An 18711-nucleotide genomic window follows, 5' to 3' on the forward strand; every position below is an offset into this window, starting at 1 on the left:
GGCCGGCGCGTCATCCGCGCACGGGGCTCACCGGGCTCACGGGCGCAGGCCGTGCTCCCGGGTGGCGTCCTCGTCGACCGGCCTGTCGAGCCGCGCGTCGAAGCGGGCCAGCGGCTGCGCGGCCTGGACGGCGGGCGCCTCGACGCCGGCCCAGGCGAGGATCCGGGCCGTGGCGTTAGCCTTCTCGGCCTCGACCAGACCGGCCACGTTGGCGCCGTGGTTGGCGCCCGGCGCGACGTAGACATAGCTGTCACGGGCGCCCTTGCCGAGGCGGAACTTCTCCGAGCCCCACGGGTCGTTGCCGCCGTAGACGAACAGCATGTGGTTCGCGTTGTGGCGGACCCAGCTGTCGACGTCCCGCATCACCCACGGCTTGAAGCGCGTCGGGATCTCGCTCGGCACGAAGTTGCGGGCGGGCTGGTAGCCGTAGCGGCTGAGGCCCGCGAGGTGCGGCTGCGTGATGGTCGGCGAGCCGAGCTCGGTGGCCGCCTGGTAGTAGTACGGGGTGTACCCCTCCAGGCCCTGGTCGGTGTACGCGGACCAGCCGGAGTAGGCGTCGATGGTCTCGTAGACGGTGTCGTCGCTCGCGGTCGCCGCGTCCGGGATCTGGTCGCAGACGTCCTGGCCGTAGTACTGCCAGAAGCCCCACACGAAGTCGAGGACGACGGCCTCGTACGCCTTGTCGAGCGAGCCGAGGGTGTTGAAGGTGGCGCCCTCGGACTCCGCCCAGGCGGCCAGCTTCTTCTCCAGCGGCTCGCGGCGCACCAGCGCCTCGCGCTGCATGGCGTTCAGCCGGTTGCGGCAGTCCTCGGTGCCGACGGTCGCGAAGAACCGGTCGTAGGCCGAGTCCTCCTTCTCGACCACGTCGTTGGGCGCCACGTACGCCACGACGCCGTCCATGTCGCGCGGGTAGAAGCGCTCGTAGTAGGTGGCGGTCATGCCGCCCTTGGAGGCGCCGGTGGACAGCCAGTTCTTGCCGTAGATCTTCTTCAGCGCGGTGAAGATGCGGTGCTGGTCGCTGGCGGCCTGCCAGATGTCGAGCTTCGACCAGTCGGCGGGCTGCGGCCGGGACGGCGTGAAGAAGCGGTACTCCATGGAGACCTGGTTGCCGTCGACGATCCGGGTCGGCTCACTGCGGCTAGGCGTGGTGCTCAGCGAATAGCCGCTGGTGCGGAAGACGGTGGGGCGGTCGGTGTCCTTGTGGAGGACGGATATCCGCTGCTTGAACGTGCCGGCCCACGGGCGGCGGTGGTCGACCGGCTGCTCGTAGTTGAGGACGAAGTAGCGGTAGCCGGCGTACGGCTTCTCCTCGATGAGGCTCATCCCCGGTATCGCCAGGATGCGGTCCTTGATGTCCGCACTCTGCGAGTCGGCGACGGACGTGCTGCCCGAATCCGGTTCCGCGGCGGTAGCCACGCCGGTGGAGCCGACGGTGCCTATGAGCACCGACAGCGACAGCAGCCATCTGAGCGACTTGCGCATTCACCCTCCCCTTGGTTCACAACGGTGTCGCGAACCTAGCGGGGGCAACGTGCGGGCCGCCAGACCCGGTTGAGCCTTACCTATACCTCAGCACAGGATCCAGCCGGTGGACGTGCCCCGGCCGGAGACGGTGGCGGACGCCCGGACGCAGCGGTTCAGGGCGTGCACGGTGACCGGTCCGGCCTGGCGGGTGAAGCGGCCGGCGTTGACGGTGGCCCGGCCGCCGCGCGGCTGCAGCGAGACCGACATGGCCTGCCGCGGCCCGGGCCGCCTGGTCACGGCGAGCGCGCACACGTACTGCCGGGTCCGGTAGAGCCGCAGTTCCCCGGTGGCGAAGCCGATGGTGCGGGTGGGCCGGCCGTGGCAGACGGACGCCGCGTCCGCGCTGCCGGCCGCGGGCCCGGCCAGGACGAGCAGACCGGCGGCGACGACCAGGGTGAGCGCGTACGCGGAGAGCCGGCGAACCGCCCTCACCACAACCCCACCGAACACACGCACCCCTCCCCTGCTCCTGCCGTACACGCATACGACGCGCCCGGGCCCGATTCGGTTGCCCTCTAACCGGCGAAGTGCGCCATCACGAGCAGGAGGAAGTTCGCCTCGGCGCCGAGCAGGGTCCAGTAGGCGGCCTTGCGGTGGGACGCGGGCGGGGCCGGCGGACGGGTGTCGGGGGTGGCCAAGGCCCAGATCCACGCGACCGCCGCCACGGCGAGGGTGACGAGGTACAGCGGGCCGGGGACCTCGCCGCAGGTGCCCAGCATGACGCAGGCCGTCCCGCTCTCGGTGGCGAGCATGAGGACCACCACGAGAACGGTCGCCGGGGCCAGGGCGAGACCGGTCCACAGGGCACGGCCGCGCAGCCGCCCGGCCTCCGTCTTCGGGGCGGGCGGTGCGGGCACGGGGCGGAAGTCGTTCATGACGCCGATTCAACCCGGCCCGCCGGCGGGCCGGAATGCGTCGTCGTACTCAGACGGGCAGGGGGCCCGGGCTCAGACCGCCTCCGGCGCGCGCTCCTCCTCGGCGTGCTCGCCGATGAAGGTGCGCCACAGGGCGGCGTACCGCCCGTCGCGGGCGAGCAGTTCGTCGTGGGTGCCGTCCTCGGCGACCCGGCCGTGGTCCATGACGACCACCCGGTCCGCGCGCGCGGCCGTGGTGAGGCGGTGGGCGACGACCAGCGTCGTGCGGCGGCCGGCGAGGCGGTCGGTGGCCGCGTTGACCTGGGCCTCGGTGGCCAGGTCGAGGGCGGCGGTGGCCTCGTCGAGGAGCAGCACGTCCGGGTCGACCAGCTCGGCGCGGGCCAGGGCGATCAGCTGGCGCTGACCCGCCGACAGGTTCCGGCCGCGCTCGGCGACCTCGTGGAGGTAGCCGCCGTCGAGGGTGGCGATCATGTCGTGGGCGCCGACCGCGCGGGCCGCGGCCTCCACCTCGGCGTCGGTGGCGTCCGGCCGGCCGTACGCGATGGCGTCGCGGACCGTCCCCTCGAAGAGGTACGCCTCCTGCGGCACCACGCCCAGCCGGTGGCGGTACGCGGTGAGGTCGAGCTCGCGCAGGTCGGTGCCGTCGGCGGTGACCCGGCCCGCCGTCGGGTCGTAGAACCGGGCGACCAGCTTGACCAGCGTCGACTTGCCCGCGCCGGTCTCGCCGACGAAGGCGACGGTCTGGCCGGCCGGGATCCGCAGGTCGATGCCGGTGAGGGCCTCCTCGCCCTCGTCGGCGGCCCCGTAGCCGAAGGAGACGTTCTCGAAGGCGATCTCGCCGCGCAGCGACGGCACCTCTCGCGGGGCGTCGGCGGCGGCGGTGGAGGTGGGCTCCTGGAGCAGCTCCTGCATCCGCTTCAGGGACACGGCCGCCTGCTGGTAGCCGTCGAAGACCTGCGACAGCTGCTGCACGGGCGCGAAGAACAGGTCGATGTAGAGGAGGTAGGCGACCAGGGCGCCGGTGGTGAGCGTGCCCGCCTCGATCCGGTTCGCGCCGACGACCAGGACGGCCGCGGCGGCCACCGAGGACAGCAGCGTGACGAACGGGAAGTAGACGGATATCAGCCACTGGCCGTGGACGCGGGCACCGCGGTACGCCTCGCTGCGGGCCGTGAACCGCTCGGCGCCGGCGCCCTCGCGCCGGAAGGCCTGCACGATCCGCAGGCCGGCGACGGACTCCTGGAGCTCCGCGTTGACCACGCTGATCCGCTCGCGGGCCAGCTCGTACGCCTTCACGCTGGCGCGGCGGAAGAAGTACGTGGCGACGGCCAGGACCGGCAGGGTCGCGAAGACCACGAGGGCGAGCTGCAGGTCGAGCACGAGCAGCGCGACCATGATGCCGAAGAAGGTGACGACGGAGACGAAGGCCGTGACCAGACCGGTCTGGAGGAAGGTCGACAGGGCGTCGACGTCGGTGGTCATCCGGGTCATGATCCGGCCGGTGAGCTCGCGCTCGTAGTAGTCCAGGCCGAGCCGCTGGAGCTGGGCGAAGATCTTCAGGCGCAGCGCGTAGAGGATCCGCTCGCCGGTCCGGCCCGTCATCCGGGTCTCGGCGGTCTGCGCGACCCACTGCACGAGCACCGTCACCAGGGCGAGCGCGGACGCGGCCCACACGGCGCCGATCGCCAGCCGGTTGACGCCCTCGTCGATGCCGTGCCGGATGAGGACCGGCAGCAGCAGTCCGGCGCCCGCGTCGAGGGCGACCAGGCCGAGGCTGATCAGCAGCGGAAGGCCGAAGCCCCGCAGGAGGCGGCGCAGCCCGTAGGAGTCCTCGGGAGACACGGCCCGCGTCTCGTCGACGTCCGGGACGTCGGTCGCGGGCGGCAGGGCCTCGACGGCGGCGAGCAGCTCGGGCGTGGCGCCGGGCGCCGCGGTCTCGCGGTCGTCGCTCTCCTCGCGCACCCACAGGGCGGGCGTGATGCCGCGCTCGGCGTCGAACTCGGCGTCCAGCTCGGCCCGCAGCGTGCGGTCCTCGGGCAGCTCGGCCGGCAGCGCGTGCCCGGGCGAGACGGCGCCCAGCTCGTCGGGGTCGGTGAGGAGGCGCCGGTAGAGCGCGGAGCCGCGCTCCAGCTCCTCGTGGGTGCCGATGGCGGCGAGCCGGCCGCCGTCGAGGACGGCGATGCGGTCGGCGAGGCCGAGGGTGGAGCGGCGGTGCGCGATGAGCAGGGTGGTGCGGCCCGCCATCACCGACTTCAGGGCCTCGTGGATCTCGTGCTCCACCTTGGCGTCGACGGCGGAGGTGGCGTCGTCGAGGACGAGGAGCCGCGGGTCGGTGAGGATCGCGCGGGCCAGCGCGATGCGCTGGCGCTGGCCGCCGGAGAGGGTCAGGCCGTGCTCGCCGACCTTGGTGTCGTAGCCGTCGGGGAGCTCGGCGATGAAACGGTCGGCCTGCGCGGCGCGCGCGGCGGTCTCGATCTGCTCCTGGGTGGCGTCGGGGACGCCGTACGCGATGTTGGCGCGGACGGTCTCGGAGAACAGGAAGCTGTCCTCGGGGACCAGGCCGACGGCCGCGCGCAGCGAGTCGAGGGTGAGCTCGCGGACGTCGTGGCCGCCGACGAGGACGGCGCCGCGGGTCACGTCGTAGAAGCGGGGCAGCAGGAGCGAGACGGTGGACTTGCCGGAGCCGGAGGCGCCGACGACGGCGACGGTCTCGCCGGGCCGGATCTCCAGCGAGAAGCCCTCCAGGACGGGGCTGCTCTTCCCGTCGGCGCTCTCGTACGCGAAGGACACGTCGTCGAACTCGACGGTCGCGGGCGCGTCCGCGGGGAGCTCCTTGGTGCCGTCCCGCAGGCTGGGCTCGGTGTCGATCAGCTCCAGGACCCGCTCGACGCCGGCCCGGGCCTGCTGGCCGACGGTGAGGACCATGGCGAGCATGCGGACCGGGCCGACGAGGGAGGCGAGGTAGGAGGAGAAGGCGACGAAGGTGCCGAGGGTGATCTGCTGGCGGTAGGCGAGCCAGCCGCCGAGCGCGAGCACGGCGACCTGGCCGAGCGCGGGCACGGCCTGCAGGGCGGGCGTGTACTTCGCGTTGAGCCGGATGGTGCGCAGCCGGCCCGCGAACAGCTTCCGCCCGGCCTCGCGGATCTTGCCGGTCTCCTGGTCCTCCTGGCCGAAGCCCTTCACGACCCGCACGCCGGTCACGGCCCCGTCGACGACGCCGGCGACGGCGGCGGCCTGCTGCTGCGCGTACCAGGTCGCGGGGTGGAGGCGGGTGCGGCTGCGGCGGGCGATCCACCACAGGGCGGGGGCGACGGCGAGGGCGACGAGGGTGAGCGGGAGGGAGAGCGAGGCCATCACGCCGAGCGAGATGAGGAACAGCAGCACGTTCCCGATGGTCATCGGGAGCATGAAGAGCAGGCCCTGGATCAGCTGGAGGTCGCTGGTGGCGCGCCCGACGACCTGCCCGGTGGACAGCTCGTCCTGGCGCCGCCCGTCGAGCCGGGTGATGGTCCCGAACATCTCGGTGCGCAGGTCGTGCTGGACGTCGAGGGCGAGGCGTCCGCCGTAGTAGCGGCGGACGTAGGTGAGGACGTAGACGACGACGGCGGAGGCGAGGAGCAGTCCCGTCCACAGCCCGAGGGACCCGGTGCCTTCGCCCTTCGCGCCGATGACGTCGTCGATGATGACCTTGGTGATGAGCGGGACGAGCGCGAGCACGGCCATGCCGGCGAGGGAGGACCCGAGCGCGAGCACCACGTCGGTCCTGTGCCGCCACGCGTACGACCACAGTCTGCGCGCCCAGCCCGGCCCGCGCTCCCCCGCCTGCTGTTCCTGCCCCACCGCCGCCACGTGGCGCCTCCCGTCCGTCCTGCTCTACCGCAAGCCCCAACACGGCCGACGTGCGATTTCATCCCGCCGCAACAATTCCGGGGCCAATGACCGACCTCGGCCGGCCGGAGGTCCCGGCGGTCCGGGCCCGCGGTCCTAAGACCGGTCAGGGACGGGATTCAGAGGTGCGTCGGCTCGAACATGCGGAGGAGGGCCGGGAGGACGACCACCGAGGGGCCCGGGGTCTTCAGGGCCTCGGCGAGGTCCTTGGCGAGGGTGTCCGGGGTGGTGAGGGTCGCCGGGACGCCGAAGGACTCCGCCAGGGCGACGAAGTCGGGGCGGGTGAGCTCGGTGGCCGTGGCCTCGCCGAAGGAGTCCGTCATGTACTCGCGCAGGATGCCGTAGCCGCCGTCGTCGACGATCAGCCAGGTGACGTCGAAGCCGTACTGCTTCGCCGTCGCCAGCTCCGCGATCGAGTACATCGCGCCGCCGTCGCCGGAGACCGCGAGGACCGGCGTCGTCGGGTCGGCGGCGGCGGCGCCGAGGGCGGCCGGGAAGGCGTAGCCGAGGCCTCCGGCGCCCTGGGCGGAGTGCATGGTGTTCGGGCGGCGGGCGTCGAAGGCGGACCAGGCCCAGTACGCCAGGATCGTCATGTCCCAGAAGCTGGGCGCCGTGGCGGGCAGGGCCTTGCGGACGGCCGCCACGACCCGCTGCTCCAGGTCCAGGTCCTGGGCGGCGAGGCGGTCCGCGACCTTGGCGAGCACCGCCGCGACCCGCTGCGGGGCGCTCGCGTCCTCCCGTACCTCGACCGTCTCCAGAAGGGCCTGGAGGGCCAGGCGCGCGTCCGCGTGGATGCCGAGGGCCGGGTGGTTCGACTCCAGTTTCCCGGCGTCGGCCTCGATCTGGACGACCCGGCCGCGCGGGGCGAAGGTGTGGTAGTTCGAGGACAGCTCGCCGAGGCCGGAGCCGACCACGAGGAGGACGTCGGCGTCCTCCAGGAAGTCGGTGGTGTGCCGGTCCTCGAGCCAGGACTGGAGCGACAGCGGGTGCCGCCACGGGAAGGCGCCCTTGCCGCCGAAGGTGGTGACGACCGGCGCGCTGATTCGCTCCGCGAGCGCCAGGAGCTTGCCGGAGGCGTCGGAGCGGACGACCCCGCCGCCCGCGATGATCGCCGGGCGCTCCGCGTTCGCCAGCAGGTGCGCGGCCACCGCGGTCAGCTCGGGTCGCGGCGCGGGCTCGTCGGGCGTCGCGTCCACGGCGGTGACCACCGGCAGCGCCGTCTCGGCGAGCAGCACGTCCTGCGGGATCTCGACCCACACCGGGCCGTGCGGGGCGGTGAGCGCCGACTTCCAGGCGGCGGCGATCGCGGACGGGATCTGCGACTGGGTGCGGACCGTGTGGACGGACTTCACGACGTCCCGGAAGGACGCCTGCTGGTCGCGCAGCTCGTGGAGGTAGCCGTGCCGGCCGCCGCCGAGCCCGGCCGTCGGGACCTGGGCGCCGATCGCGAGGACCGGCGCGGACGCGGCCGCCGCCTCCTGGAGCGCGGCGAGCGACATCAGCGCGCCGGGGCCGGCGGAGAGCAGCAGCGGGGCCGCCTCGCCGGTGATCCGGCCGTACGCGTCGGCGGCGAAGCCGGCGTTGTTCTCGACGCGGAGGCCGACGTAGCGGAGGGACGAGCGGCGCAGGGCGTCGAACATCCCGAGGGCGTGCTGGCCGGGCAGGCCGAAGACGGTGGTCGCCCCGAGGCCGGCGAGCGTCTCGACGACGAGGTCGCCGCCGATGCGCCCCGGGGGCGGGGCGAGGGCGGCGGCGGTCTGCGCGGCGGTGGGGCGCAGGACGAGGTCGTGGTCGTGGGTCATGGGGTCCCTCGGGGCGGCGTGTGGCGTACGTGCAAGCGTGCCCTGTGCGGTGTCGCGGCGGGTGACCGGGGGTGGGGCGGGGTCCGGGCCCGAACGGCCGCGGACCCCTCCCACCGCCGAGGTCCTACTCGGCCGCGCGGCTCGCCGCGATCTGGCGGGACATGATCGTCGTCAGCTCGTACGCCGTGTGCGAGGCGGCGACGGCCGTGATCTCGGCATGGTCGTAGGCCGGGGCGACCTCGACGACGTCGGCGGAGACCAGGTTGCAGGAGGACAGGCCGCGGAGGATCTCCAGGAGCTCGCGGGAGGTCATGCCGCCCGCCTCGGGGGTGCCGGTGCCGGGCGCGTGGGCCGGGTCGAGGCAGTCGATGTCGATGGAGATGTACAGCGGGCGGTCGCCGATGCGCTGGCGCAGCTGGTCGGCGACCTCGTCGGCGCCGCGGCGGTAGATGTCCGCCGAGGTGACGATGCCGAAGCCCATCTTCTCGTCGTCGGTCAGGTCCTGCTTGCCGTACAGCGGACCGCGCGTACCGACGTGGGACAGGGCCTCGGTGTCGAGGATGCCCTCCTCGACGGCACGGCGGAACGGCGTGCCGTGGGTGTACTCCGCGCCGAAGTACGTGTCCCAGGTGTCCAGGTGGGCGTCGAAGTGCAGCAGGGCCACCGGGCCGTGCTTCTTCGCGACCGAGCGGAGCAGCGGCAGCGCGATGGTGTGGTCGCCGCCCAGGGTCATCATGCGGGCGCCGGTGCCCAGGATCTCGTCCGCGGCCGCCTCGACCGTCTCGACGGCCTCGTTGATGTTGAACGGATTCGCCGCGATGTCACCGGCGTCCGCGACCTGGGCGAGCGCGAACGGCGAGGCGTCCTGCGCCGGGTTGTACGGGCGGAGCAGGCGGGAGGCCTCACGGATGGCGTTGCCGCCGAAGCGGGCGCCCGGGCGGTAGGAGACGCCGCTGTCGAAGGGGACGCCGACCACGGCGACGTCGGCGGTGCCGACCTCGTCGAGTCGCGGCAGCCGGGCGAACGTCGCGGGACCGGCGTACCGCGGGATGCGGGACGAGTCGATCGGGCCGCGGAACGCGTTCTGGTCGCTGCTGCTCATGCTCGGGTCCTCCTGGGGGTGTCGGTGGGGTCCGGCTCGACGGTAAGTGGCCCGAAAGCGACATTGAAGTGTACGTTTCCTCCACTGTACGGGCGGCCGATAGACGAAGGGTCCACAGTCGTTTCTGCCATGAGCGCCATGACCCCGCCGGAGCCCGGCGCCACTCCCCCCGCGCCGCCGGTCCCGCTGGCCTCGCTGCTCGCCCGCGAGGAGCTCGGGCTGCGGCTGCGCGCCGGTTCGCCCGAAGTGTCGCTGCACTGGGTCCACACCTCGGAGATGGCCGACCCCTATCCGTACCTCCTCGGCGGCGAGCTCCTGATGACGGCCGGCGTCCAGCTCACCGACCCTGCGCGGTACGTCGAGCGGGTGGTGGAGGCGGGCGCGGCGGCGCTCGGCTTCGGCGTCACGCCGGTGTACGACACGGTGCCGCCCGCGCTGGTGGAGGCCTGCGCCGCGCGCGGGCTGCCGCTGATCGAGGTGCCGCCGCAGACGCCGTTCACGGCGGTGGCCCGGGCGCTGTGGCGGCTGATGGCGGAGGCCCGGCTGCACGAGCTGCGCCGGGTGAGCGAGGCCCAGCAGTCCCTGGCGACGGCCGCCGCCCGCCCGGCGCCGGTGCCAGCGGTGCTGGGCGCGCTCGCCTCCCGGCTCGGCGGACGGGCCGTGCTGTTCGGCCCGGACGGTACGGAATCGGCGGCGGCCGGCCGCGCGATCCCGCCGGAGGCGGGGCGGGCGCTCGCCGGCCTGGCGGCGGTGCTCGGCCCGCGGCCCGGCGGACCGGCCTCCGCGAGCGGCGAGGGCGGCGGGCTCCGGCTCGCCGCGTACGCGCTGGGCGGCGGCGAAGGGCTGACCCTGGGCGTGGCCGCGGAGCGGCGCGCGCCGAGCGACCACACCATCGCGGGCGTCGCGGTCGTCCTCCTGTCCCTCCTCACGGCCCCGCACCGCGCCGCCGACGTCACGGCCCGCGACACGGCCCTGGTCCGGCTCCTGCTCGGCGCCTCCCCCGCGGAGGCCGTTCAGTTGCTGGGCCCGGGGCCCTGGACGGTGGTCCACGCGTCCGGCGGCGACGGGACGCCGTTCGCGGCGGCGGCACTGGCGGCGGGGCTGGGGACGCCGTTGCTGGATCCGGGCCGGGCCGGTGGGGCGGAAGGGGCTCCGGCACAGCCCGGGGCCGGTACGGCCGCCGTCGGCCGCCCCCGGCCCGTGCGCCTCCTGCTGCCCGCCTCCTCCGCCGTCACCGCCCAGCCCGGCTGGACCCTCGGCGTGAGCGCGCCCGCCGAGGCCGACGGGCTCGCCGCCGCCGACGCCGAGGCCGCCCGGGCCCTGCGCCGGGCCGAGGCGACCCGGACGCCGCTCGTACGGCACCGGGCCGCCGGTTTCGCGGGCCTCGTCGACCCGGACGAGGCCGCGGCCTACGCCCGCACGCTCCTCGCCCCGCTCTCCCCCGCGCTGGCCGACACCCTGCGCACCTGGCTCTCGCTGCACGGCAGCTGGGACCGGACGGCGGTGGCGATGGACATCCACCGCAACACCGTCCGCCAGCGCATCGCCCGCGCCGCGACGCTCCTCGACCGGGACCTGGACGACCCGGACGTACGGATGGAGCTGTGGTTCGCGCTCAGCTCCGCCTGACCACCGGTCAGTACAGCTTGTTGACGGCCGTCTTCGTCGTCGTGCGGAAGGCGGTCAGCGGAGCGTCCTTCAGGTCGCCCATCTGGCCCCAGCGGACGAGGGTGACGGTGCGGCCGTCGCGGCCGACCGAGAAGAGGTGGATGTCGGTGTTGCCGACCTGCGGGTCGGCGGTGTCCAGGCTGTAGACCCAGGCGCCCTCCTCGACGGCGAGCTTGCCGTGGTAGGCGCTGACCGCCTTCAGGCCCGGGTTCTGCTTCTCCAGCAGCGGGCCGCAGCCGGCCAGGGACTTGCGGAGGGTGTCGACCAGCTTCACGGCGTCGGCCTCGGTGCGGGCGACGGTGGTGACCTGGACGCCGTTGGTGTCGAGCTCGGTGCTGAACTCGCGGTAGCGGGTGTTCTGCGCCGGGATCTTGTACGAGGCGCAGAGGACGCCGCCGTTCTCGGGGACGCCGGGGAAGATCTGGGTCGCCGTCCACGGCGTCGACGACGGCGGCATCTGGGAGGCGGCCAGGAAGGCAGGCTGGGCGGCGGCCTGCGCCGGGGCCGTCGCGAGGGCCGCGAGGCCCAGGGCGGCAGCGGCGGCGGTGGCCAGTGCGGTACGGAACGTGTTCATGTGGTGGATCCCCCGTGGGTTGGTTCGGTCGGTGCTCCACCAGCGTCGGGCCGGCATCCGCCGCTCGCAACGGTGACGCGCCGACCATCCGTCCCGGAACCATTCCACCCCCGCTGACGTGCAAGAACGTGAAGGGTGAGACGCAGGGTCGAGGGGGATGGAATGCCGAAGGACGCCGCCGTCGAGGAGTTCGCGCGGCTCGTGCGCGGGCTGAAGGCGCGGGACGGGCGGAGTTACGAGGCGCTCGGCCGCCGCCTGAACGTCAGCGCCTCCACCCTGCACCGCTACTGCTCCGCCGCGACCGTCCCGGAGGACTTCGCCGTCGTCGACCGCCTGGCGGTGCTGTGCGGCGCGGACGCGGAGCAGCGGCGGACCCTGGAGGAGGCCTGGGTCCTCGCGGACCGCGCCCGGCGCCCCCCGGCTCCCGAGCCGGAGCCCGCGCCCGCACCGGAGCGGGAGCCCGTGGCCGGTTCCGGTTCCGGGTCCGGTCCCGTGTCCGAGCCCGCACGCGCGCGCGTGCCGGTGCCGGCCCCGGTGCCCGCCCCGGTGCGAGATCCGGAGGACGGGCCTGAGGCGACGGCGGCCGGGGCCGGGGATGCCCCGCGGCGCCGGCCGTCCGCGACGGGGCGCCGCCGGTGGTGGCGGGTGGGCCTGGTCGGGGCGCTGGCGGTCGTCGGGGCGGTGACGCTCGGAGCCGTACTCCTCACCGGGAAGCCCCGGGACCGGGAGGCGCCGGCGGTTCCTCCGGTCCCGCCTCCGCCGCTGACCTGGACCGTCGCCTCGCACGTCTGGGAGGCCGGGTGCGCGCACACGTACCTCGTGGAGCGGCCGCCCGGTCCGCCGCCGGAGCCGGCCGACGCGCGGCGGTGGGCGGTGGCGCGGGGTGCCGTGCACGGTGAGGAGACGCTCCTGCGGGTGTCGGTGCAGGGGAAGGGTGCGGCGGCGGTGGTGCTCCAGGGGCTGCACGTGCGCGTGGTGGAGCGGAGGGCGGCGCTGCCGTGGGCGGCGTACCGGATGGAGGAAGGCTGCGGCGGGGCGGTGACGCCGCGCCGTTTCACGGTGGATCTGGACCGGCCGCGTCCGGTGGCCCGGTCGCTGGACGGGTACGACGCCTCCGGGGAGGGCCGGACGCTGCCGGCGGTCTCCTTCCCGTACGCGGTCACCGCCGCCGAGCCCGAGGAGCTGCTGGTCTCCGCGCGGACGGCGGGCTGCGACTGCCGCTGGTACCTGGAGCTGGAGTGGAGCTCCGAGGGGCGCTCGGGGACCGTGCGGATCACCGACGAGGACGGCCGGCCCTTCCGTACCAGCGGGACCACCGGCGACACCCTCTCCTACGACGCCTCCGGGGGGCGCTGGATCACAGTCTCCGAGTCTGGACAGAGCGGTTGACCCATGGGTAACTTCGGAGGGAGACAGGCTGAGCAAGCGCTTAGACAAGCGTCAGAGCGCCAGGCGGCGGCCGGAGACCAGGACAGGACCCGAAGGAGGCGGCTCGTGCGCCGTACCGTATTCAACGAGGACCACGAGGCGTTCCGGGAGACCATCCGGGCCTTCATCGAGGCCGAGGTCGTCCCCGTCTACGACGAGTGGTTCGCCGCCGGTCAGGCGCCGCGCGACTTCTACTACAAGCTCGGCGAGCTGGGCATCTTCGGCATCAACGTGCCCGAGGAGTTCGGCGGCGCCGGCCTGGACACCCACAAGTTCGAGGCCGTCCTCTACGAGGAGACCGCCCGCGCCGGCGTGCAGTTCGGCGGCTCCGGCGTGCACGTCCTGCTCGCCCTGCCGTACATCAAGATGCTCGCCACCGACGAGCAGAAGAAGCGTTACCTCCCGAAGTTCGTCTCCGGCGAGGAGATGTGGGCCCTGGCGATGACCGAGCCGGGCACCGGCTCCGACGTCGCGGGCATGAAGACCACCGCCAAGCTCTCCGAGGACGGCACCCACTACGTCCTCAACGGCGCCAAGACCTTCATCACCGGCGGCGTCCACGCCGACCGCGTGATCGTCTGCGCCCGCACCTCCGCCCCGTCGGCCGAGGACCGCCGCTTCGGCATCTCCCTCTTCGCCGTGGACACCAAGTCCGAGGGCTACTCCATCGGCCGCAAGCTGGACAAGCTGGGCCTGCGCACCTCCGACACCGCCGAACTCGCCTTCGTCGACGTCAAGGTGCCGGCCGAGGACCTGCTGGGCGAGGAGGGCAAGGGCTTCTCCTACCTCGGCCACAACCTGGCCTCCGAGCGCTGGGGCATCGCCTTCGGCGCGTACGCGCAGGCCAAGGCCGCCGTCCGGTTCGCGCAGCAGTACGTCACGGACCGCACGGTCTTCGGCAAGCCGGTCGCGCACTTCCAGAACACCAAGTTCGAGCTGGCCGCCTGCCAGGCCGAGGTCGACGCCGCCGAGGCCGTCGCCGACCGCGCCCTCGAGGCCCTGGACGCGGGCGAGCTGACCCCGGCCGAGGCCGCCTCCGCCAAGCTCTTCTGCACCGAGGTCGCGCACCGCGTGATCGACCGCTGCCTCCAGCTGCACGGCGGCTACGGCTACATGAACGAGTACCCGATCGCCCGCCTGTACGCGGACAACCGCGTCAACCGCATCTACGGCGGCACCAGCGAGATCATGAAGTCGATCATCGCCAAGTCGATGGGTCTCTAAGTGCCCGACCCGCACACCGCATTGGATGACCTGCTCGATCTGCTCGACCTGGAGCGGATCGAGCAGGACATCTTCCGGGGCGAGTCCCGCTCCGCGCTCGTCCCCCGCGTCTTCGGCGGCCAGGTGGCCGCCCAGGCGCTGGTGGCTGCGGGCCGGACCGTCCCCGAGGACCGTCTCGCCCACTCCCTGCACGCGTACTTCCTGCGCGCGGGGGACCCGGGCGCGCCGATCGTCTACAACGTGGACCGCATCCGCGACGGCCGCTCCTTCACCACCCGGCGCGTGGTCGCGGTCCAGCACGGCCAGCCGGTCTTCCACCTCTCGGCGTCCTTCCAGACGTACGAGGAGGGCCTGGACCACCAGTACGACATGCCGGCCGCACCGGACCCGGAGTCGCTGCCGGCCCCGGCCGAGATGCTGCCCCGTCACCTCCCGCGCGAGGTCGCGGACCGGCTGATCGAGGCCCGGGCGGCGGTGGACCTGCGGTACGCCGACGTCCCGCCGTGGGGATCCGTCGGACGGCCCCGTGAGCCGCGCTCCCAGGTCTGGTTCCGCACCAACGGCAAGCTGGCCGACGACCCGCTGCTGCACGTCGTCCTGGCCACCTACGTCTCCGACATGACGCTGCTCGACTCGATCCTCCTCGCCCACGGGCGCGGCGGCTGGGCCGTCGGCGACGTCGTCGGGGCGTCCCTCGACCACGCCATGTGGTTCCACCGGCCCTTCCGGGCGGACGAGTGGCTGCTGTACGACCAGGAGTCGCCGACCGCGTCCGGCGGGCGCGGTCTCGGCCAGGCCCGGATCTACACGCAGGACGGCCGGCTCGCGATCTCCGTCATCCAGGAGGGTGTCGTCCGCGTCCCGCGCGGATGAGGATGACCCGACGGGCGGGCGCCGGCGGCCGGTGGCCGGTCCGGGGCCGGCGGCTCATCGCCGGTCGCTGCCGGGAACCGGTCCTGGCAGCGGCTGTTCCGCCCAGATGACCTTGCCGTCGGGCGTGTAGCGGGTTCCCCAGCGCTCGGCGACCTGGGCCACCAGGAACAGACCGCGGCCTCCCTCGTCCGAGAGCGCGGCCCGGCGCAGGTGCGGGGCGGTGCTGCTGCCGTCGGAGACCTCGCAGATCAGCGCGCGGTCGCGGATCAGCCGTACGCGGACCGGGTCGACGCCGTAGCGGATGGCGTTCGTGACCAGTTCGCTCAGGATCAGCTCGGTGGTGAACGCCTCCTCCGGCAGGCCCCAGTCCTCCAGCGTCCGGGTGGCCGCGGCCCGCACCGGGGCCACGGCGGAAGGATGGGAGCGCACCTCCCACGTGACGGTGCGGCCGGCGTCCAGCACGCGGGTCCGGGCGACGAGCACGGCGACGTCGTCGCCGGGGGGACGGGGCAGCACGGACTCCAGGACGGCGCGGCAGGTCTCCTCCGGCGAGCGCCCGGCGTGGGCGACCGCGCGGCGCAGCAGGTCGAGGCCCTCGTCGATGTCGCGGCCACGGGCCTCGACGAGCCCGTCGGTGTAGAGCACGAGGGTGCTGCCCTCGTCGAGTCGCAGCTCGGCCGTCTCGAACGGCAGGCCGCCCAGGCCGAGCGGCGGTCCGCCGGGGACGTCGGGGAACTCGGCGGCGCCGTCGGGCCGCACGAGGACGGGGCCGAGGTGCCCGGCCCGGGCCAGGGTGCACATGCGGGACATCGGGTCGTAGACCGCGTACAGACACGTGGCGCCGGTGACCGGCACCACCGCGTCGCCGTCGCCTCCCGCCGCCTCGTCCTGGTCGATCCGGGTGACCAGCTCGTCCAGGTGCCACAGCAGCTCGTCCGGGGGCAGGTCCAGGTTGGAGAAGTTGTGGACGGCGGTCCGCAGCCGCCCCATGGTGGCGGCGGCGTGCAGCCCGTGCCCGACGACGTCGCCCACCACGAGCGCCACCCGGGCGCCCGGCAACGGGATGACGTCGAACCAGTCGCCGCCGACCCCGCCCACGCCGCCCGCCCCGGGGTGCGCCGGCAGGTAGCGGTGGGCGACGTCCACGGCGGTCTGCTCGGGCAGGGCCCGCGGGAGCAGGCTGCGCTGCAGGGTGACCGCCATGGTGTGTTCGCGCGTGTAGCGGCGGGCGTTGTCGACGCTGACCGCGGCGCGGGCGACCAGCTCCTCGGCCAGTGACCGGTCGTCCTGTTCGAAGGGCTCGGGCTTGTCGGAGCGCCAGAAGGTGGCCACGCCCAGGACGACTCCCCTGGCCCGCAGCGGGGCCGCGATCATGGAGTGGATCCCGTACGAGAGCAGCCGCCGGGCGTTGTCCGGGTCCTGCCGCTGCCACCCGGAGAGCGCGGCCATGTCCGCCTCCATGACGACCTCTCCGGTGCGGAAGGCCGCTGCCTGCGGGGTGGACGACACGAAGCCGATGAGGCTGCCGGCCGGGTAGAGGGGGCTGTCGTCGCGGATGCCGCGGAACGCCACCCGGCGCATGTCCGCGCCCGGGCCCGCGGGCTCTTCCCCGCGCACGACCGGATCGGCGAGGTCGACGGTGACGAAGTCGGCGAACCGGGGGACCGCGAAGTCCGCCAGTTCCCCGGCGGTCCGCCCCACGTCGAGCGTGGTGCCGATCCGCAGCCCGGCGTCGTACAGCAGGCGCAGCCGCTCCCGGGCGACGACCGCGTGGCCGGCGAGCGCCCGCAGTTCGGTGGTGTCCCGCAGGGTGACGACGGTGCCGGAGGGGCCGCCGTCCTGGTCGGTGGGGCGCTGGTTGACGGCGAGCAGGCGGTCGCCGGCCACGTGGACCTCGTCGGCGGCCGGCCGGCCCGAGTCGAGGAGCCGTGCCATGTCCGGGTCGATCCCGAGGTCCGTCGCCCGGCGCCCCTGGGCGTCGGCGGTGAGGCCGAGCAGTCTGCGGGCCTCGTCGTTGGAGAGCACGAGGCGGCGTTCGCCGTCGAGGATGAGCACGCCTTCCCGTACGGCGTGCAGCACCGCGTCGTGGTGCTCGTACATGCGGGTGATCTCGGCGGGCCCCAGTCCGTGGGTCTGGCGCAGCAGCCGCCGGCTGACCAGGGCGGTCCCGCCGGCGGTGAGCGCGAGGGCGCCGGCCGCGGTGCCGAACAGCAGCGGCAGCTGGGCGTCGGCGACGCCGCTCACCTCGTCGAGCGTGACGCCTGCGGCCACCAGGGCGACCACGTCGCCGTCGTCCTCGACGACGGGCACGACGGCCCGGATGGACGGGCCGAGGGTTCCGGTGACGGTCTCCCTGACGACGCCGCCCGCGACGGCGGGGGCGATCGTGCCGATGTAGTGCCGTCCGATCTGGGCCGGGTCGGGATGGGTGTAGCGCACGCCGTCGGTCGTCATCACGACGACGAACGACACCCCGGCTCCCGTCCTGGCCCGTTCGGCCATGGGCTGCAGCACCGCGGAGGGGTCGGGGGAGGCCAGGGCCGCCTTGAGGCCGGGCGCGGCGGCGAAGGTCTGCGCCACGGCGAGGGAGCGGCTTCGTGCCTCCCGCTCGCTGTCGCTGCGGGACTGCAGGACGAGCGCCACCATGGCCGCGACGACGAGGAGCACCACGATCGCCACCTGCAGGAGGAAGACCTGACGGGCGACGGTGCGTGCGCCCAGCATCGAGCGCAGGTGGCCGGCGATTCCAGCCATGCCTCTTTTCTAGCACCGGGGCGGGTGTCGTTCTCCTCTCGCCCCGATAATCAGACATACCGTCCGATGTATGGCGGAACAGGGTGAGAGTCTCTTCACGGTGATCGTGGCGGCCACGGCCAACCTGGGCATCGCCGCCGCCAAGGCCGTCGCCGGCGTGATCTCCGGATCGAGCGCGATGCTGTCCGAGGCGGCCCACTCGCTCGCCGACACCGTCACCGAGGTCATGCTGCTCACGGCCCTCCGGCGCAGCGGGAAGCCGGCCGACGAGGACCACCCCGTCGGGTACGCGGGCGAGCGCTACGTGTGGGCCCTGCTGGCCGCGGTCGCCACCTTCGTGGGCGGCGCGGTCTTCTCGGTCTACGACGGCGTCCACACCCTCACGCACGGCGAGGAGCCGGGCGACCCCCTCGTCTCGTACGTCGTCCTCGGCATCGCCTTCGTCCTCGAGGGCCTCAGCCTGCGCACCGCGATCCGGCAGGTCACGGCGGAGGCGGCCCGGGCGAAGGCGCCCTTCGGCCGCTATCTGCGCCTCACCCCGGACACCACCGTCAAGGCGGTCGTCCTGGAGGACTCGGCCGCCCTCGCCGGCCTGATGCTGGCGGCCGGCGGCCTGCTCGGCGTCGAGATCACCGGTTCGGGCGTCTGGGACGGCGTCGCCTCGATCCTCATCGGCCTGCTGCTCGCCTACGTGGCCTGGGTCCTCGGCCGCTCCAACGCGGAGCTCCTGATCGGCCGCCCGCTCCCCCGCCCGATGCGGGAGGCGGTGCGCGACGAACTCCTGGCCGTGGACCACGTGGTCGGCGTCCTGGACCTGACGACGCTGATCCAGGGGCCCGACGAGGTGCTGGTCGCCGCGAAGATCGACTTCCGGGACATGGCCTCGGCCGAGCAGGTCGAACTCGCCTGCGAGCAGGCGGAGTCACGGCTCCGCGACCGCTTCCCCGCCGTCCGCCGGGTCTACCTGGACCCGACACCGGGCCACGGGTGACGCCGACG

General features: G+C 73.9%; 13 protein-coding genes. 5 read left to right on the forward strand and 8 right to left on the reverse strand.

What is annotated here, in order from left to right:
- Positions 1-36 precede the first annotated feature (36 nt).
- The 6 genes from ACFWJO_RS22470 to speB form a co-directional block, all read right to left on the reverse strand.
- On the reverse strand, positions 37-1482 hold the full coding sequence (locus ACFWJO_RS22470; protein WP_386867677.1) for an aminopeptidase: 1446 nt from the start codon (positions 1480-1482) through the stop codon (positions 37-39).
- Between the two features lie 87 nt (positions 1483-1569).
- Positions 1570-1956, reverse strand: coding sequence for a hypothetical protein (locus tag ACFWJO_RS22475; RefSeq protein ID WP_386867679.1), 387 nt, complete (start codon positions 1954-1956; stop codon positions 1570-1572).
- An 83-nt stretch (positions 1957-2039) separates the two neighbouring features.
- Complete coding sequence (locus tag ACFWJO_RS22480) at positions 2040-2399, reverse strand: hypothetical protein (RefSeq protein WP_386867681.1); 360 nt, start codon at positions 2397-2399, stop codon at positions 2040-2042.
- 72 nt (positions 2400-2471) lie between these two features.
- Positions 2472-6248, reverse strand: coding sequence for an ABC transporter ATP-binding protein (locus ACFWJO_RS22485; RefSeq protein ID WP_386867682.1), 3777 nt, complete (start codon positions 6246-6248; stop codon positions 2472-2474).
- A gap of 158 nt (positions 6249-6406) precedes the next feature.
- A complete protein-coding gene (locus ACFWJO_RS22490) occupies positions 6407-8089 on the reverse strand; it encodes a thiamine pyrophosphate-binding protein (RefSeq protein WP_386867684.1) in 1683 nt (560 codons plus the stop codon).
- Between the two features lie 124 nt (positions 8090-8213).
- Entirely contained in the window at positions 8214-9191 is a 978-nt protein-coding gene (gene speB / locus ACFWJO_RS22495) for an agmatinase (RefSeq protein WP_384409244.1), read from the reverse strand.
- Between the two features lie 129 nt (positions 9192-9320).
- Between speB and ACFWJO_RS22500 the strand changes: the two genes are divergently transcribed.
- Entirely contained in the window at positions 9321-10820 is a 1500-nt protein-coding gene (locus tag ACFWJO_RS22500) for a PucR family transcriptional regulator ligand-binding domain-containing protein (protein ID WP_386867687.1), read from the forward strand.
- A 7-nt stretch (positions 10821-10827) separates the two neighbouring features.
- On the opposite strand, the gene ACFWJO_RS22505 is transcribed toward ACFWJO_RS22500, so the two are convergent.
- Entirely contained in the window at positions 10828-11433 is a 606-nt protein-coding gene (locus tag ACFWJO_RS22505; RefSeq protein ID WP_384409240.1) for a hypothetical protein, read from the reverse strand.
- A 162-nt stretch (positions 11434-11595) separates the two neighbouring features.
- Here ACFWJO_RS22505 and ACFWJO_RS22510 point away from each other — a divergent pair, with 162 nt between their 5' ends.
- From ACFWJO_RS22510 to ACFWJO_RS22520, 3 genes are all read left to right on the forward strand, one after another.
- On the forward strand, positions 11596-12822 hold the full coding sequence (locus tag ACFWJO_RS22510) for a helix-turn-helix domain-containing protein (RefSeq protein WP_386867689.1): 1227 nt from the start codon (positions 11596-11598) through the stop codon (positions 12820-12822).
- Positions 12823-12927: 105 nt separating this feature from the next.
- Positions 12928-14085 carry an acyl-CoA dehydrogenase family protein gene (locus tag ACFWJO_RS22515; protein ID WP_386867691.1) on the forward strand — a complete coding sequence of 386 codons (1158 nt, stop codon included), beginning with the start codon at positions 12928-12930 and terminating at the stop codon, positions 14083-14085.
- On the forward strand, positions 14086-14958 hold the full coding sequence (locus ACFWJO_RS22520) for an acyl-CoA thioesterase (protein ID WP_386867693.1): 873 nt from the start codon (positions 14086-14088) through the stop codon (positions 14956-14958).
- A 54-nt stretch (positions 14959-15012) separates the two neighbouring features.
- Here ACFWJO_RS22520 and ACFWJO_RS22525 read toward each other — a convergent pair whose 3' ends face one another.
- Positions 15013-17712 carry a SpoIIE family protein phosphatase gene (locus tag ACFWJO_RS22525; protein ID WP_386867695.1) on the reverse strand — a complete coding sequence of 900 codons (2700 nt, stop codon included), beginning with the start codon at positions 17710-17712 and terminating at the stop codon, positions 15013-15015.
- A 70-nt stretch (positions 17713-17782) separates the two neighbouring features.
- Here ACFWJO_RS22525 and ACFWJO_RS22530 point away from each other — a divergent pair, with 70 nt between their 5' ends.
- Complete coding sequence (locus ACFWJO_RS22530; protein ID WP_386867697.1) at positions 17783-18703, forward strand: cation diffusion facilitator family transporter; 921 nt, start codon at positions 17783-17785, stop codon at positions 18701-18703.
- Positions 18704-18711: the final 8 nt, after the last annotated feature.

The organism is Streptomyces sp. NPDC127092 (genome assembly GCF_042722475.1).
Lineage (GTDB): Bacteria > Actinomycetota > Actinomycetes > Streptomycetales > Streptomycetaceae > Streptomyces.

Excerpts from the sequence above, each read along its gene's own strand:
- ACFWJO_RS22470 (WP_386867677.1), bottom strand. The coding sequence starts at position 1,482 with ATGCGCAAGTCGCTCAGATGGCTGCTGTCGCTGTCGGTGCTCATAGGC.
- ACFWJO_RS22480 (WP_386867681.1), bottom strand. The coding sequence starts at position 2,399 with ATGAACGACTTCCGCCCCGTGCCCGCACCGCCCGCCCCGAAGACGGAG.
- ACFWJO_RS22490 (WP_386867684.1), bottom strand. The coding sequence starts at position 8,089 with ATGACCCACGACCACGACCTCGTCCTGCGCCCCACCGCCGCGCAGACC.
- speB (WP_384409244.1), bottom strand. The coding sequence starts at position 9,191 with ATGAGCAGCAGCGACCAGAACGCGTTCCGCGGCCCGATCGACTCGTCC.
- ACFWJO_RS22500 (WP_386867687.1), top strand. The coding sequence starts at position 9,321 with ATGAGCGCCATGACCCCGCCGGAGCCCGGCGCCACTCCCCCCGCGCCG.
- ACFWJO_RS22505 (WP_384409240.1), bottom strand. The coding sequence starts at position 11,433 with ATGAACACGTTCCGTACCGCACTGGCCACCGCCGCCGCTGCCGCCCTG.
- ACFWJO_RS22510 (WP_386867689.1), top strand. The coding sequence starts at position 11,596 with ATGCCGAAGGACGCCGCCGTCGAGGAGTTCGCGCGGCTCGTGCGCGGG.
- ACFWJO_RS22525 (WP_386867695.1), bottom strand. The coding sequence starts at position 17,712 with ATGGCTGGAATCGCCGGCCACCTGCGCTCGATGCTGGGCGCACGCACC.
- ACFWJO_RS22530 (WP_386867697.1), top strand. The coding sequence starts at position 17,783 with ATGGCGGAACAGGGTGAGAGTCTCTTCACGGTGATCGTGGCGGCCACG.